The 15,266-nt window shown below is 43.9% G+C and carries 15 protein-coding genes; 13 read left to right on the plus strand and 2 right to left on the minus strand.

The window, feature by feature from the left end:
- Nucleotides 1–53 precede the first annotated feature (53 nt).
- Genes cysM through AC4CVD_RS02750 form a run of 4 tightly spaced genes read left to right on the plus strand, consistent with a single transcriptional unit; the run spans nucleotide 54 to nucleotide 5,562 of the window.
- A complete protein-coding gene (cysM, locus tag AC4CVD_RS02735) occupies nucleotides 54–983 on the plus strand; it encodes a cysteine synthase CysM (protein WP_005400763.1) in 930 nt (309 codons plus the stop codon).
- Nucleotides 984–1,005: 22 nt separating this feature from the next.
- Nucleotides 1,006–1,827, plus strand: a complete 822-nt coding sequence (locus AC4CVD_RS02740) for a 3'-5' exonuclease (protein ID WP_005400762.1) — start codon at nucleotides 1,006–1,008, stop codon at nucleotides 1,825–1,827.
- A gap of 6 nt (nucleotides 1,828–1,833) precedes the next feature.
- On the plus strand, nucleotides 1,834–3,222 hold the full coding sequence (rlmD, locus tag AC4CVD_RS02745) for a 23S rRNA (uracil(1939)-C(5))-methyltransferase RlmD (protein ID WP_490751964.1): 1,389 nt from the start codon (nucleotides 1,834–1,836) through the stop codon (nucleotides 3,220–3,222).
- Nucleotides 3,223–3,255: 33 nt separating this feature from the next.
- Nucleotides 3,256–5,562 carry a RelA/SpoT family protein gene (locus AC4CVD_RS02750; RefSeq protein ID WP_004979149.1) on the plus strand — a complete coding sequence of 769 codons (2,307 nt, stop codon included), beginning with the start codon at nucleotides 3,256–3,258 and terminating at the stop codon, nucleotides 5,560–5,562.
- 39 nt (nucleotides 5,563–5,601) lie between these two features.
- Here the strand turns inward: AC4CVD_RS02750 and AC4CVD_RS02755 are convergent, their stop codons facing one another.
- The gene (locus AC4CVD_RS02755) at nucleotides 5,602–6,369 is read right to left on the minus strand and encodes an SDR family oxidoreductase (RefSeq protein WP_078388728.1); all 768 of its coding nucleotides are present in this window, start codon (nucleotides 6,367–6,369) and stop codon (nucleotides 5,602–5,604) included.
- A gap of 118 nt (nucleotides 6,370–6,487) precedes the next feature.
- On the opposite strand from AC4CVD_RS02755, the gene mazG reads away from it, so the two are divergent.
- From mazG to yjgA, 9 genes are all read left to right on the plus strand, one after another.
- On the plus strand, nucleotides 6,488–7,249 hold the full coding sequence (mazG, locus tag AC4CVD_RS02760; protein WP_114836791.1) for a nucleoside triphosphate pyrophosphohydrolase: 762 nt from the start codon (nucleotides 6,488–6,490) through the stop codon (nucleotides 7,247–7,249).
- A gap of 18 nt (nucleotides 7,250–7,267) precedes the next feature.
- Entirely contained in the window at nucleotides 7,268–7,666 is a 399-nt protein-coding gene (locus AC4CVD_RS02765) for a ComEA family DNA-binding protein (protein WP_114836792.1), read from the plus strand.
- Between the two features lie 137 nt (nucleotides 7,667–7,803).
- Nucleotides 7,804–9,273, plus strand: coding sequence for a polynucleotide adenylyltransferase PcnB (pcnB, locus tag AC4CVD_RS02770; RefSeq protein ID WP_114836793.1), 1,470 nt, complete (start codon nucleotides 7,804–7,806; stop codon nucleotides 9,271–9,273).
- A complete protein-coding gene (gene folK, locus AC4CVD_RS02775; RefSeq protein ID WP_004692303.1) occupies nucleotides 9,270–9,758 on the plus strand; it encodes a 2-amino-4-hydroxy-6-hydroxymethyldihydropteridine diphosphokinase in 489 nt (162 codons plus the stop codon). Before pcnB ends, folK begins: the two co-directional genes overlap by 4 nt.
- 36 nt (nucleotides 9,759–9,794) lie before the next feature.
- Complete coding sequence (gene panB / locus AC4CVD_RS02780) at nucleotides 9,795–10,604, plus strand: 3-methyl-2-oxobutanoate hydroxymethyltransferase (RefSeq protein ID WP_004692301.1); 810 nt, start codon at nucleotides 9,795–9,797, stop codon at nucleotides 10,602–10,604.
- Nucleotides 10,605–10,607: 3 nt separating this feature from the next.
- The gene (gene panC / locus AC4CVD_RS02785; RefSeq protein ID WP_490751967.1) at nucleotides 10,608–11,450 is read left to right on the plus strand and encodes a pantoate--beta-alanine ligase; all 843 of its coding nucleotides are present in this window, start codon (nucleotides 10,608–10,610) and stop codon (nucleotides 11,448–11,450) included.
- Nucleotides 11,451–11,476: 26 nt separating this feature from the next.
- On the plus strand, nucleotides 11,477–12,328 hold the full coding sequence (rapZ, locus tag AC4CVD_RS02790) for an RNase adapter RapZ (protein ID WP_004692298.1): 852 nt from the start codon (nucleotides 11,477–11,479) through the stop codon (nucleotides 12,326–12,328).
- Nucleotides 12,325–12,594, plus strand: coding sequence for an HPr family phosphocarrier protein (locus AC4CVD_RS02795; RefSeq protein WP_010325935.1), 270 nt, complete (start codon nucleotides 12,325–12,327; stop codon nucleotides 12,592–12,594). The genes rapZ and AC4CVD_RS02795 overlap by 4 nt, the downstream gene beginning before the upstream one ends.
- A gap of 2 nt (nucleotides 12,595–12,596) precedes the next feature.
- On the plus strand, nucleotides 12,597–13,130 hold the full coding sequence (gene yjgA / locus AC4CVD_RS02800) for a ribosome biogenesis factor YjgA (protein ID WP_005400753.1): 534 nt from the start codon (nucleotides 12,597–12,599) through the stop codon (nucleotides 13,128–13,130).
- A gap of 78 nt (nucleotides 13,131–13,208) precedes the next feature.
- On the opposite strand, the gene AC4CVD_RS02805 is transcribed toward yjgA, so the two are convergent.
- Nucleotides 13,209–14,852 carry an acyl-CoA synthetase gene (locus AC4CVD_RS02805; protein WP_490751969.1) on the minus strand — a complete coding sequence of 548 codons (1,644 nt, stop codon included), beginning with the start codon at nucleotides 14,850–14,852 and terminating at the stop codon, nucleotides 13,209–13,211.
- Nucleotides 14,853–15,266: the final 414 nt, after the last annotated feature.

Consider the following 15,266-nt stretch of genomic DNA (forward strand, 5'->3'; position numbering starts at 1 on the left):
CAGGGACTGGCATTTTTCCATACAATAGGCGCACCTCGATCAAGGTGCAAAGAATGAGTACTACATCCACTGATTTTCAAGCAGACGAATTTTTGTTAGATCACTATGTTGGAAAAACTCCACTGGTGCGTTTACAGCGTCTGGCAAGTCACACTCAAGCAACAGTATTGGCAAAGTTAGAAGGCAACAACCCCGCAGGTTCTGTCAAAGACCGTCCCGCGTATAATATGATTATGCAAGCGGAAAAGCGAGGGCAAATCCAGCCGGGCGATACCTTGATTGAAGCGACCAGTGGAAATACCGGCATTGCACTGGCGATGGTTGCTGCGATGCGTGGCTATCAGATGAAACTGATTATGCCCAACAACATGAGCCAAGAACGTAAAGATGCCATGCGTGCTTATGGCGCGGAACTGATTGAAGTGACCAAAGAACAGGGCATGGAAGGTGCACGTGATTTGGCTTTGCAAATGCAAGAAGAAGGCAAAGGGCATGTACTCAACCAGTTTGGTAATCCTGATAATGTTGAAGCACATTATTTAACGACTGGGCCTGAACTTTGGCAGCAAACAGGTGGCAAAATCACTCACTTTGTAAGTTCAATGGGCACTACAGGTACCATTATGGGGGTCTCTAAATATCTCAAAGAGATGAACCCCGACATTCAAATTATTGGCTTACAGCCATCGGATGGTTCAAGTATCGCAGGGATTCGCCGCTGGCCTGAAGAATATTTACCAACGATTTTTGACCGCAGTCGGATTGATCAAATTATTGATATTCCGCAAATTGAAGCGGAAAAAACCATGCGTAAATTGGCGCAAAAAGAAGGGATTAGCGCAGGAACTTCTTCAGGTGGTGCGGTGTGGGCATCGATTAAAATTGCTGAAGAAAACCCTGGTGCTGTCATTGCGTGCATTATTTGTGACCGTGGTGACCGTTATTTATCGACGGGTCTTTTCTCTGTGGTCGATCCTGAATAAAACAATAAAAGAGAGTCCTGCTATGCGTTTACCTGTTCTCACCTTTGATATTGAAACAATGACAGATTTGAGATCGGGGGCGCATTTATATGGTTTAGATTTGCCTGAGGCTGATTTGGAGGCGGCACTGACCAAATTGCGTCGCCAAGAGTCTGGCATGGATTTTCAGCGTTTGGCTTTGCATGAAATTGTGTGTATTTCAGGCTTATGGCTGGATGACCAAGGCCAGATGAAACTTTTTTCTTTTAACCGTGAGCAATATTCGGAAGCAGAAATCCTCAGTAAGTTTTTATCCATATTTGATAAGCGCTTACCAACTTTAGTGAGCTGGAATGGTGCTCAGTTTGACTTACCTGTAATCATGCTTCGTGCTATGTATCATGGTTTAACTGCACCTGCTTTGTTCGATCAGGGCGAAATTGACACACAAAAGCGCTATAATAACTATCAGAACCGTTATCATCAGCGTCACATCGATCTGATGGATGTGATGGCAATGTTTAATGGACGTCATTTCCAAAAGCTAGATGATGTTGCTCATTTATTGGGGTATCCCGGTAAACGAGGCGATGGGGCTTATCATGTACCTGAATATGTTCGGGCTCAGGAATGGCTCAAACTCACCAGTTATTGTGAAGGTGATGTGCTAAATACATGGTTGGTGTATTTGCGTTGGCTCTTGCTCAAAGGGCAATTGCTCGCTCAAGACCACCGTCATTTTATCGATCAAACCATCCAGTTTTTACAGGCTCAACCGCAGCATCAAGACTTTTTGTCGGTGTGGCGTGAGACCTCACAGCAGACGGCTTTTACCGCTGCCGATTTTTCTCCTTCCCATCTTTAGGTACACATGAAACATAGAGCCAAACCTCGTCCAACTCAACAGCCCAGTTATATTTTTCAGGTTGAGTCACTTTCGCATGAAGGACGCGGCATAGCGCACTATGGTTCGCATCCAGACCATCCTGCGGACAAGCAGGGTAAAAAAGTCTTTATTAGCTATGCGTTGCCGGGTGAAACGGTTAAAGCGCAGATTACCCATGCGGTAAAGCGTTTAGAGGAAGCCGATGCTGTTCAACTCCTCAGTGAAGCCTCTACTTTTCGTGTTGAGCCGAAGTGCCCGCATTTTAAAAGCTGTGGTGGCTGTAATATGCAGCATATTCATCCCGATGAACAAATTCGCTTAAAGCAAGATGTGCTTAAATCACATTTGCAGCATTTTGCGGGGATTCAACCTGAACAATGGTTGCCGCCTTTGCGCTCTTTACGTGAAGACTACCGTCGTAAAGCACGCATTGGGGTACGTTATTTGCCGCACAAAGACCAATTGGTCGTGGGTTTTCGAGAGCGTCAAACCAATAAATTGACTTCAATTGATCGTTGTTTGGTGTTAGATCAAGCGTTTGGTTCGATCACACGCTTAAAGCAGTTACTCCAAAGTCTAACAGCCAAAGCGGCTATTGGTCATATAGAATTGGCCATGGGGGATTGTGACATCGCCCTCACGGTGCGACATACTGAAAAATTAAACACAGAGGATGTCAACCGATTAAAACAATTTGCGTTAGACAGAGGGTGGCAGTTGTATTTACAAGCTGCAGGCCCAGACAGTCTAAAGCGTATGGATGATGAACATGCAGAGATGCGTTTACATTATCGTTTAAATGATTTTGATGTGGCATTTGGATTTAACCCACACGACTTTACTCAAGTAAACTCAACCATTAACCCGCAAATGGTGAAATTGGCATGTGACTTGCTAGATTTAAAACAAGGAGAACGTGTTCTCGATTTGTTCTGTGGTCTAGGAAATTTCTCTTTGCCTTTGGCTCGATGCGTGGGTGAAACAGGACAAGTGGTTGGTGTTGAAGGCAGTGAAGAAATGGTTCAACGTGGTGCAGAAAATGCGGAACGTAATGCGCTTCGCCAGTTGAAGTTCTTTTCACAAGATTTAACAAAAGATTTCTCGCATCATTCTTGGGCAAATCAAGGATTTGATGCATTATTGATAGATCCTCCACGTGCAGGCGCAGAGGAAATAATGCATTATATGCCTAACTTTGGTGCAAAAAGAATCGTTTACGTGTCGTGTAATCCAGCGACACTCGCAAGGGATGCGGGGCTGTTGGTACAACAGGGTTATCGATTAGTCAAAGCCGGTGTGATGGACATGTTTACTCACACAGGTCACGTTGAGTCGATAGCATTGTTTGAAAAAGATAATGAGATAAACGATTAAAGAATATGAAGCGTAAAAGTGTAGGAGAAGGGTATGGTCACAGTACGTGAGCAACTACCTGGGCGACTCAATGAGTTGTCTCAGGAGGCGACTGTAGAGCATGCCGAACAAGCTCAACATGATTTGGCTGAATGGTTAGATCGTGTTCGAAGCATATTAGATGATGCGAAGCTTGAGCAACTCGAAGAAGTTGCCAATTTGACTTTACAAAAAGAGTTAGAAACCACGGTTAATCATCGTTCCAATACCTTTTATACCGGTATTGAAATGGCGGATATTCTGGCCCATCTACATGTCGATGAAGATACCTTGGCTGCTGCGATGCTCTATCGTGGTGTACGCGAAGGCGTGATTCCATTGGCGGAAGTGCAAGAGCATTTTGGCGAACAAGTGCATGCACTGGTCAAAGGCACTTTGGCCATGGGTAAGTTGTCCGACCTCATTGAGCAGAATAAACGCCTCGAAGATCACTTTAATAACAATCAGCGCGAGCACTTAAACGGCATTTATAAAATGTTGATTTCAGTGACGGAAGACGTGCGCGTTGTACTGATCAAATTGGCTGAGCGAACTTATGCACTGCGTGAATTGGCGACTTCATCTAAAGAACGTCAAGAGCGTGTAGCACGAGAAATCTTAACCATTTACTCACCTCTGGCACACCGTTTAGGGATTGCGCAGTTAAAGTGGGAACTGGAAGATTTAGCCTTTCGCTATTTAGCACCCGATCGCTATAAAGAAATTGCGACGCTGCTGAATGAAAAGCGACTGGAGCGTGAGCAATATATTCAGTTTGTGATTGATACATTGCGTGCATCTTTGAATGAGCATGGCATTGAAGCTGAAATTAGCGGCAGGGTAAAACACATTTATTCGATTTATCGAAAAATGAAAAGTAAGAACCTGAGCTTCGATCAGCTCTATGACATTCGTGCCGTTCGGGTCTTGGTTAAAACGGTTCCTGAGTGCTATCACTCGTTGGGGATCGTGCACCAAATTTGGCGGCATATTCCGCATCAGTTTGATGACTATATTACCAATCCGAAAGCCAATGGTTACCGCTCACTGCATACGGCTGTGATTGCGGAAAATAAGTCACTGGAAGTTCAGATTCGTACCAAGAGCATGCATGAAGAAGCAGAACTTGGGGTGTGTTCGCACTTTAACTATAAAGAGGGTGGTAAGAATACCGATCGCTCTTTTAACCATCGTTTACATTCATTGCGTGCAGTACTTGAACACTATCAAGAGCGCAATGATGCGAATGTACATAAGTCTGATGAAGACTCTGAAAATTTTGAGCAAATTCAAGATTTTGAGGATTTTGAGAAGATTTATGTGTTTAGCCGTGATGGCGATATTAAAGAGCTACCACGTGGTTCGACCGTACTCGATTTTGCTTATCATGTGCATACTCAAGTCGGTAATAAGTGTTATGCCGCACGGGTGAATCAGCGTTATGTTCCGCTAACTTATACCTTAAAAACGGGTGAGCAAGTTGAGATTTTAACCAAGAAAGACCGTGAGCCAAACCGTGATTGGTTGGTGAACTCTTTAGGTTATATCAAGACGGCACGTGCGCGTGACAAGCTGCGTCATTGGTTTAGACAACAAGACCGCAGCAAAAACTTGGAAGTGGGCCGTGACCTGCTCAACAAAGAACTTTCACGTTTGGCAATTCACCCAAAAAGTATTGATTTGAATGATTACTGCAATCATTTCAATGTCAAAGCGGGTGAAGATATTCTGATTGCACTGGTCAATGGTGACATTAGTCTGCATGCCTTGATCAATCAGGTGAACCGCCATATGCATTTGGATCAGGACGAACCTGAACTGGTGCTGAAGCCGACGTTGAATCCACGTGCTAGTCATACCTTGTCAGCGCATGGCATTCTGATTGATGGTTTAGATAACGTTGAGCTGCATGTGGCGCAGTGTTGTCAGCCTGTGCATGGTGAGTCAATTGCGGGTTATATCACCTTGAACCGTGGGGTGAGCATCCATAAAGTGGCGTGTCCTGACTACTTACGCATGATTCAAAATGAACCTGAACGTGCAGTAGAAGCCGACTGGGAAATGCAGCCAACGCGTGGTCAGAGTGTGCAAATTGTGGTGGAAGCTTATGATCGCCGTGGTTTGCTCAAAGATTTGACTCAAGTGATTTTCTCCGATCAAATCAATATTCGTCAGGTTAATACCATCTCTGAAGCAGACGGTATTGCCAATATGAAATTGTTGATTGAAGTGAAAGGTTTATCGCAACTATCAAAACTGTTGGCACGATTGGAGCAACAACCAGGCATCATTAGTGCGCGTCGTTTGGTGCAAGGTAACTAAGCGAATTGAAAAGAAAGAGCCTGCAATTGCAGGCTCTTTTTATTTGGAAAGGTACAAGTTGGTCAGGCGATTGAGAAATTGGGGGCTGATTTTACTCAGTTGAAATAAAAGCTTGGCTCTGGCACCCACGGCTTGATGCGTTGCAGTGAGTGTCGTATCTTTTGCAACAGCACGTTGGAAAACGTGTTGCGCTACATCTTCTGCAGTTAAGTGTACCCCCATGTTTTGAATACTCTTCGCTTGCATATCTTGCACCATGGCAGTTTGTACAAATAGAGGCATCACATCCAACACGCGAATGCCATATTTCTGCCATTCGGTATCTAAGCCTTCGGTGATGCCGCGTACCGCAAACTTACTGGCAGAGTACGAGACCAAATCAGCTTGACCATAGATGGCTGAAGCCGATGAAAGGTTGATGATACGAGCAAAATTCGCTTGTTTGAGGTAGGGTAATGCAGCGTGGCAGCCATTCAGTACACCATTGACATTGATCGACATGGTTTTGTGATGTGCGCTGATCTCTGTGTGTTCAAAAGGCCCTGAGAATAGAATTCCTGCATTATTGACCAAGATATTGAGCTCGCCTGCCCATGTGACAAACTCGGCTAAAGCAGTTTGCCAGTCTTGATAGTTGGAAACATCGAGCTGTCCTGCTTTGGCATTCGGGCCGAGGCTGGCTGCCAGCTGTTGGGCTTGAGCGCTATTGATGTCATAAATTCCCACTTTATACTGATGTGCATAAAATAAGCGGGCGATCGCTGCACCAATACCTTGGGCTGCACCGCTAATCAAAATACTGCGCATTGAAACTGCTCCTTGTTGCTCTTTTTCTTGATGTTATTGTTGTGATTGGATTGAGCATAACAAATGAATGCCGTCATAATGTAATTTTTATCAATATGATTTTTGAAGAGAGATAAACATGGAACAATTGCTGAACGTGATGCGTGAATTACGTGAAAAGTGTCCATGGGATCAACAGCAAACCCCAGAAAGTTTAACCCGCTATGCTATTGAAGAGGCTTATGAAGTTGAAGCCGCTGTGCGTTCAGGTAAAGCTGATGAGGTACGCGATGAGTTGGGGGATTTACTGTTACAGGTGGTGTTCCAGTCACAGATGTATGCCGAGCAAGGGGCTTTTAATTTTCAAGATGTGGTTCATGCCATCACAGAAAAACTGATTCGTCGTCATCCCCATGTCTTTCAAGCACAGCAGTTTTCAGCTTTGTCTGCCGAAGATGTAGGCGAGCTTTGGAAGCAAATTAAACAACAGGAAAAGCAGGGTAAGGCACAGTCACGATTAGACAGCATCAAACATGGTCCAGCCTTACAACAAGCGGAACAGATTCAAAAAAATGCAGCACAAATCGGTTTTGACTTTCCTGATGTAGCAGGCGCTTATACCAAGCTTGAAGAAGAATTAGCTGAATTGAAACATGCGGTTCAACAGCAAAATTCCGATGAAATAGCGGATGAATTTGGCGATTGTTTATTTTCAATGATCAATGTTGGACGTAAACTGGGCGTCTCAAGCGAAATGTCGCTTTTGAGTACGATTCATAAATTTCGTACTCGTTTTGCTTTCATTGAAGATCAAGCTTTGCAACAACAAAAAAAGATTGAGCAGATGTCCTTAGAAGAAATGGATCAACTGTGGGAGCAAGCCAAATTACAACTGAAATAATAAAAATGGTGGCTTGAATTGATAAAAATAAAAGTAAGTTTGTTGATCATTGCGTTGTTATTACTGAGTCTACTGGCTTGGGTACCCAGTAGTTATGCACAGTCTTTTGATCAGAACTACCTGAACTGGAAAGCAGAGCAGCAGGCGTGGGATGATCGTATTCAAGCGCCAAAGAGCGTGAAACGTGCTGTGTCTCCTGTTCAGGCTCAACCTGTGTTGAGCGCAAATAAAATTAGTTTAAATCAAGCCAGTGTCGATCAATTACAGCAGCTTCAGGGTGTGGGTTTAAAAAAGGCACAGGCAATTGTGGCCTATCGCCAGAAACAAGGGCCATTTAAGACCATAGATGAACTACAACAGGTGCGCGGGATTGGACCGGCAATTTTTGCAAAAAATAAAACTCGTTTGGGCTTGTGAAAAAAGCGGTGTCATTTATTGGTGAATTGATCAGAATCCTGCTTTGCTTTCGATAATCAAATTGCCCTTTGATTGTGTTAGATATATGATTAGCGTCATCTTAGAATTTTACGTTTAGGCGTAGGAGACAGCGGCTTTTGCAAACTTTGCGCGCGTCAAAATGTGGTTTATCAACCGCTCAATTACCTTCTTACATTTTAGATGTGATCGATGCATTAACTAAGGCAGGCTATGAAGCGTATATCGTCGGTGGCGGTGTCCGCGACATGATGCTTGGCCTAAATCCCAAAGATTTTGATGCAGTGACCAATGCAACACCGTCACAGGTAAAAGAAGTTTTCGGACGACGTTGCCGTATTATCGGACGCCGTTTTGAGCTGGCTCATGTCTATTCAGGTCGTGAGTTGGTTGAAGTGGCAACTTTCCGTGCACCGCCGAAGAAAGAAGTCACCTCTGCACAAGGCATGATTTTGCGTGATAACAATTGGGGCACAATTGAGCAAGACTTTGCCCGCCGCGACTTTTCAATTAATGCGATGTACTATCAGCCACGTAAGGGCGTTGTCTTAGATTTCTGTCATGCTGTGGATGACATTAAAAATAAAACCTTACGTCTACTGGGCGATGCACAAACGCGTTTTGAAGAAGATCCTGTGCGAATGCTGCGGACATTACGTTTTGCTGCAAAATTAGGTTTCTCAATTGATCAGCAAATTCTTGACGTTTTTACCTTGGAAATGACGCAGTTACTGCGTGATGTTTCGCCGCACCGTTTATATGATGAATCTCAGAAGTTATTCACGATGGGACATTTAAATCGTGTATTGCCAATGTTGATCGATTTCGGCATTTGGAAGCAGTTATTTGCAGATATCCAACCGAATATCACCCCATTTATTGAACGTGCCGCTAAAAATACCGATCAGCGTATTCAAGTGGGCAAAACCATCAACCCAGCATTTTTCTATGCGGTGTTGTTATGGCAACCGTTCTTAGAGCGTTGTGAGTTTTATAGTGGTAAAGGTGTGGTTGCAGCTGAAGCTCGTGCACAAGCAGGACTTGATGTATTAAAACGCCAAGCCACGCGGACTATTATTCCGCGCTTTGCCGAAACCTTTATTCGTGAAGTGTGGGAAATGCAAACGCGTTTACTCAACCCGAAAGCACAGCAAATTCAAGCCTTATCTAGCCATGCACGTTTCCGTGCAGGCTTTGACTTCTTGTTGCTTCGCGAAAAATCCGGTGATGAGGGTACGCTCGGCATGGGACAGTGGTGGGATGCCTATCAGTTGATGAGCACCGATGAAAAAGAACGTGCTATCAGCCAATATAACCGCCAACGTGCAAAATCACGTCGCAGCGGTAAAGCAAGTGCTGAAGAAGCAGCAATTGCTAAAACGGTAAGTCATGAAATTGAGCCTTTGGTGCAAGAGCAAGAATCGCGCAGTCGTCGTGCACGTAAACCGAAGCAACACGCTGAAGCTCGTACCCAGATTGGTACGGGAGCAGGTCATAGCTCAACCGAGATTGGTGCAGACCACCCAATTTTAAAACGTAAACGTGTTCAGCGTGATTTAAGCAGCGTGATTTTTGGGCCGACACAATGAGCATCGTCACGTACATTGGTCTAGGTAGCAACTTAGGCGACTCTAAAGTGATTTTGACTGAAGCGGTGCACAAGTTGGCCAGTCTTGGCGATGTGAAGATCTCCAAGCTGTATCAAAGCCCACCGATGGGGCCGCAAGACCAACCCAATTATTTAAATGCCGTGGTGCAACTCAGCACAAACTTGGCGCCGTTGGCCTTGCTGGATGAATTGCAACGTTTTGAACAAGAGTCGGGACGTGTACGTTTACGCCATTGGGGTGAACGTACTTTAGATTTAGATTTACTGATCTATGCAGAAGAGAAAATTCAGCATGAACGCTTAACTGTGCCACATGTCGGTGTGATGGAGCGTGATTTTGTGTTGATTCCATTGCTTGATTTAGACCCCAATTTACACATTGATGGTATTGCGTTGAAACAGTTGCCTGTTGTACAACAACCCACGTTGAGCGTGCTGGATGCAGGCAATTGGGCAGAGATTTAATTTAGCCGAGCTAAAGATGTTGAAAGGAATAGTTTGATGATTAGTTTAAATGACTTAAGAAAATTTAAAGCAGAAGGTCGCAAATTTTCCTGCCTGACTTGCTATGATGCAAGTATGGCAAAGGCAATGGAACTTGCTGAAATTGATACCATTTTAATTGGCGATTCGCTAGGTATGGCCATTCAAGGTCGTGATTCCACTTTGCCTGTTACAGTTGAAGATATGGCTTACCATACCGCAGCTGTACGCCGTGGTAACCAGCATGCCTTGATCATGACTGACTTACCTTTTATGAGCTATGCCACCTTAAATGATGCTTTGCAAAGCTCAAAAGTAGTGATGCAAGCGGGCGCGCAAATGGTCAAAGTCGAAGGTGGAGCATGGCTGGCTGAAACGGTTCAGGTTTTGACACGCAACGGTATTCCTGTATGTGTACACTTAGGTTTAACCCCACAGTCTGTACATGTGTTTGGTGGCTATAAATTACAAGCACGCACACGTGAAGCGGCAGACCAATTAATTGCGGACTGCCAAGCGGTGGTTGATGCGGGTGCTGCGGTGCTGTTATTAGAGTGTGTGCCTGCGCAGCTCGGTAAAGAAATTAGTGAGTTGTTCCCACATGTACCTGTCATTGGCATTGGCGCAGGTGTGGATACCGATGGTCAAGTCTTGGTAGTACAAGACATGCTTGGACTGACTTTTGGTCGTGTTGCAAAATTTGTGCGTAACTTTATGAAAGAACAAGCAGGGGAAACGGCGATTTTGGATGCGTTCAAGGCATACCATGCAGCGGTGCTTGATAGCTCATTCCCTGCGAAAGAACAAACATTCCAAGTCGAGCTGTAAAACATGAAAACTGAAACCACGATCCAAGGCCTATCAGCATCATTGAACCCTGCGCGAACGGCTCGAAAAAGTATTGGTTTCGTCCCGACCATGGGGAATTTGCATCAGGGGCATTTGAACCTTGTGCGCGAAGCGAAAAAACTCTGTGATGTGGTTGTAGTCAGTATTTTTGTGAATCCTATTCAATTTGGACCCAATGAAGATTTTGATAGTTACCCACGCACCTTGGAACAAGATCAGCGCTTGTTGGCCGAGGTTGGTTGTGACATCGTGTTTGCACCATCGGTTGAGCAAATGTATGGCAACAGTCCACGTTTGACCAATATTACTGTTTCAGATATCACCAATGATTTGTGTGGTCTACAACGCCCAGGTCATTTTGATGGTGTCGCCGTTGTGGTGACGAAATTGTTCAATATTGTGCAACCTAATTTTGCTTTCTTTGGTGAAAAAGACTATCAACAGTTGGCTGTGATTCGTCAGTTTGTTCGTGATTTGAATATGCCGCTTGAGGTAATGGGTGTGGCAATTGCACGTGCAGAAGATGGTTTGGCTTTAAGTTCCCGTAATGGTTATTTAAGCGAAGAAAATCGTCAAAAAGCACCGACCATTTATCAAAGTTTAAAAGCGGCAGAACAGTCGCTACAAACTGGTACCGATTTAGTGGATGTGTTAGCAAATATAAAGGCGACATTGACACAGGCTGGCTTTGTTTTGGATTATGTGGAAGCACGCACACCTGCATTGCAGAAATTGGATGCGTTTGATCAAGATGTGGTGCTTTTTGTTGCGGCAAAACTCGGGGCAACTCGTTTAATTGATAACTTGAAAGTGAAACATATTTAGTCAAGCTCACCTCTCAAAGGATTAAGATGAAGCGCATTTTAATTGTTACAGGACAGTCTGGTTCAGGTAAATCCTCTGCATTACAAGTATTGGAAGACCTTGGTTATTACTGTATTGATAATTTGCCTTTGGCCTTACTCCCAGAGATTGTGGCTAAGCTGGATCGGGAAAATAACCTTGAGCAGTTGGCGCTTGGTGTGGATGTACGCAGTACACGTGCAGATTTGCAAGAGTTCGACTTGGTGTTTGAACAATTGCAAAGGCATGGTACGGTCGATATTATTTATTTGACCACGCGTGACCAAGAGTTGATTGCGCGCTTTAGTGCTTCACGTCGTCCACATCCGTTGGCGACACGCTTTCAAAGTTTGAACCAGTGTATTCAAGAAGAGAAAACCCTTTTATTGCCGATTAATTTGCGCTCAACTGTGCATATTGATACCACCGATAAAAGTGTGCACGATTTAAAGCATACCTTACTGTCAAAGTTGGGGCAGTCAGATAACCTGATTTTGATTTTGCAGTCTTTCGGCTTTAAACATGGCATTCCGTTAGATGCTGACTATGTATTTGATGTTCGACATTTACCCAATCCCCATTGGGATTTAGAACTGCGGAAGTATTCTGGACTGGATGCCCCTGTGCAAAAATTTTTGGAACAAAGTGAGCAAACCCACGAAATGTTCCAAGATATTTATAAGTTTTTAGATAAATGGTTACCAGCTTTTGCTGAAGGGCATCGTCACTATATGACCGTGTCAATTGGTTGTACGGGTGGGCAGCATCGCTCTGTATATATTGTGGATAGACTAAAAAAAGCCCTTGAGGCAAAATGGTCTATTCAGGTCCTCCATCGAGAAATGAAGCACTGGGCATGATTGACACAACTGTTGACGTAATTAATAAACTAGGGTTACATGCGCGTGCATCTGGCAAGCTCATTGAAGTGACCACCAAATTCCGTTCTTCAATCCAAATTGGAAAAGGAGACAAATTGGTGGATGCCAAAAATATTATGTCCCTCCTGATGCTAGGCGCAGGAAAGGGCACCACTTTACGCTTGGTGCTTGAAGGCGCAGATGAAGAACAAGCTTTATCTGAGATTCAGGCACTATTTGCAGCAAAATTTTACGAGGCAGATTAATCGTGGCACGTCGACCGCATAGTTTTACTGAAGAAGACTTTGAATCTTTAGAAGGACGTGCAAGTAAAACTGAACAGAAAAAAGCCGTACAACGTATGGCATCTTTGGGTTCTCAACTTGCAGAGTTGAACACTAAACAAATTCAAAACTTACCTGTTGAAGAGCGTTTGATTGAAGCCCTTTTGGATGTGAAACTGATTACATCAAATGAAGCTCGTCGTCGCCAATTTTTACGTATTGGTAAGTTGTTGCGTAATGAAGATGAAACGGTGATTTTGTCTTATTTGACACCGCAACAAGGCGCGAAAAAAACCGCTCAATTGCAGCGTTGGGTTGATCGTATGATCAAAGATGGTGATGTGGTCATTAATGAGTTTTCCAAAACTTATAATGCCGCGGAACGTCATACCATTCGTCAGCATGTATTGCGTATTCACCGTGATATGAAACAGCAGGCTGATGAAGAACAACTTAAAGCTTCGCGTTTGAAGTTGTTTAACTACATTCAGCAAGTGGCTTTAATTTCAGATAATTAAGCCATTTAGACATAAAAAAGCGACCTTCAAGATCGCTTTTTTATGTGAGAATATTTGCTTGAGTAGACTGCTGATTGTTTAGCTAAACTCGCGTGTTGCACGCTCTTTGGCCCAATCACGTAGGACAAATTTCTGTAACTTGCCTGTCGACGTTTTTGGAATTTCTGTAATCACTACATCTTTCGGGACTTTAAAACGTGCCAGATGTTGCTTACAGAATTCAATGATTTCCTCAGGCGTGGTTTCTTTACCTGCTTTGAGTTCAATAAATGCACAGGGCACTTCTTGCCAGCGAGGATCGGGCTTCGCGACCACCGCAGCCGTTAAAATAGCAGGATGTTGATAGAGAATTTCTTCAACTTCTAGTGATGAAATATTCTCACCTCCAGAAATAATGACATCTTTAGAGCGGTCAGTAATTTTGGCATAGCCATCAGGTTGGCAAACGGCAAGATCGCCTGTATGGAACCAACCACCAGCAAAGGCTTCTGCCGTGGCTTCAGGGTTTTTGAGATAACCTTTCATCACAATGTTACCTCGGAACATAATTTCACCCATAGTTTGACCGTCATGCGGTACAGGTTGCATCGTGTCTGGATCCAGCACTTTCATACCATCTTGCAGTGGGTAAGGTACACCTTGGCGTGAGTGCAACTGCGCTTGTTCCTGAATAGATAAGTCAGACCAACCCGCTTGAGAGGCACAAAGCGCAGAAGGTCCATAGGTTTCAGTCAGTCCATAAACATGGGTGACATTTATACCAATATGGCGCATGCCTTCAATGATTGCAGCAGGAGGTGCAGCACCTGCCACCATCACTTCAACGCGATGCTCAAAGTGGATCCGTTGCTCTTCAGGGGTGTTGATCAGCATTGATAATACAATCGGCGCACCACAGAAATAATCGACTTTATGCTCAGCGATGACTTTGAAAATGAGTTCAGGGTCAATTTTACGTAAACAGATATTGGTACCCCCATTGGCTGCCATGGTCCATGCAAAGCACCAGCCGTTACAGTGGAATAAAGGTAAGGTCCACAAGTAGGTCGCACGTGGTGTCATGCCGCAAGCAATGATGTTACTGGCTGCATTGATATAAGCGCCACGGTGGTGATAAACCACGCCTTTTGGGTTGCCTGTGGTGCCAGAGGTGTAGTTAAGGCTAATGGCATCCCATTCATCTTGAGGTAAATGCCATTCAAAGTTGTCATCGCCTTCGGTTAACCAGTCTTCATACTCGATTTGCCCAATCGGGGCTGCAAAACAGTTTTCGTACTCAGCATCATCTACATCAATCACGAAAATATCGCGTCCGACCAAAGCCAAGGCTTCTTGTGCAACCGATGCAAACTCTGGATCCACCAATAAGACTTTGGTTTCTGCATGATCAAGCATAAATGCGATGGTTTTGGCATCTAAGCGCGTGTTCAATGTGTTGAGGACAGCACCTGCCATTGGGACTGCAAAATGTGCTTCGATCATTGCAGGGACATTGGGCAGCAAAACAGAGACAGTATCGTTTTTTGTGATTCCCAGTTTTTGTAATTGTGAGGCAAATTGGCAGCAGCGAAGGTAAGTTTCACGCCATGAAATATGGCGGTGCCCATGAATGATGGCATCTTGATGAGGGTAAATATAAGCAGCTCGTTCTAAATAACGCAGCGGTGACAAAGCCACAAAGTTTGCGGGGGTTCTTGGTAACTCATCATAAGCACTCACCATGTTGATCACTCCAAATTCAGTATTATTTTTCCATTGATTAAAAGATATGCATTTTTCAGCCATCTTGCATTTATGCTTTAGTCGAGTTGCTCTTTTTAGATGAATTTATTGAATTTTTTTTGTTTAGTTTATCTAAACTGAATCTATGGATTCTGTGCGATATAAACCCTTTTAGTTAGATTTTAGCCTGCTTTTTAAGCAAAATGTGTATGCTTGTGTTGCTGTATTGTTCAATAAAAAGTGACCGATAGAGTCATTATAAAATGTAGCGATAAGGATTGCGGCACATCAATTCCCTCATTTTAGTGATGCTGTGGGACTGGCAAATAAATTCAAAATGCGCTGAAACGTGAATTTTATAGGGGAAAAGGTTTAATCCTGTGGATAACACGTGTAAAATTCGACTGATTTTAT

The sequence above is a fragment of the Acinetobacter sp. LipI_23 genome, from assembly GCF_058243045.1.

Coding starts and splice junctions, on each gene's coding strand:
- rapZ (WP_004692298.1), top strand. CDS start 11,477: ATGAAGCGCATTTTAATTGTTACAGGACAGTCTGGTTCAGGTAAATCC.
- AC4CVD_RS02750 (WP_004979149.1), top strand. CDS start 3,256: ATGGTCACAGTACGTGAGCAACTACCTGGGCGACTCAATGAGTTGTCT.
- rlmD (WP_490751964.1), top strand. CDS start 1,834: ATGAAACATAGAGCCAAACCTCGTCCAACTCAACAGCCCAGTTATATT.
- AC4CVD_RS02805 (WP_490751969.1), bottom strand. CDS start 14,852: ATGGTGAGTGCTTATGATGAGTTACCAAGAACCCCCGCAAACTTTGTG.
- AC4CVD_RS02795 (WP_010325935.1), top strand. CDS start 12,325: ATGATTGACACAACTGTTGACGTAATTAATAAACTAGGGTTACATGCG.
- AC4CVD_RS02755 (WP_078388728.1), bottom strand. CDS start 6,369: ATGCGCAGTATTTTGATTAGCGGTGCAGCCCAAGGTATTGGTGCAGCG.
- mazG (WP_114836791.1), top strand. CDS start 6,488: ATGGAACAATTGCTGAACGTGATGCGTGAATTACGTGAAAAGTGTCCA.
- AC4CVD_RS02740 (WP_005400762.1), top strand. CDS start 1,006: ATGCGTTTACCTGTTCTCACCTTTGATATTGAAACAATGACAGATTTG.
- panC (WP_490751967.1), top strand. CDS start 10,608: ATGAAAACTGAAACCACGATCCAAGGCCTATCAGCATCATTGAACCCT.
- folK (WP_004692303.1), top strand. CDS start 9,270: ATGAGCATCGTCACGTACATTGGTCTAGGTAGCAACTTAGGCGACTCT.
- cysM (WP_005400763.1), top strand. CDS start 54: ATGAGTACTACATCCACTGATTTTCAAGCAGACGAATTTTTGTTAGAT.
- panB (WP_004692301.1), top strand. CDS start 9,795: ATGATTAGTTTAAATGACTTAAGAAAATTTAAAGCAGAAGGTCGCAAA.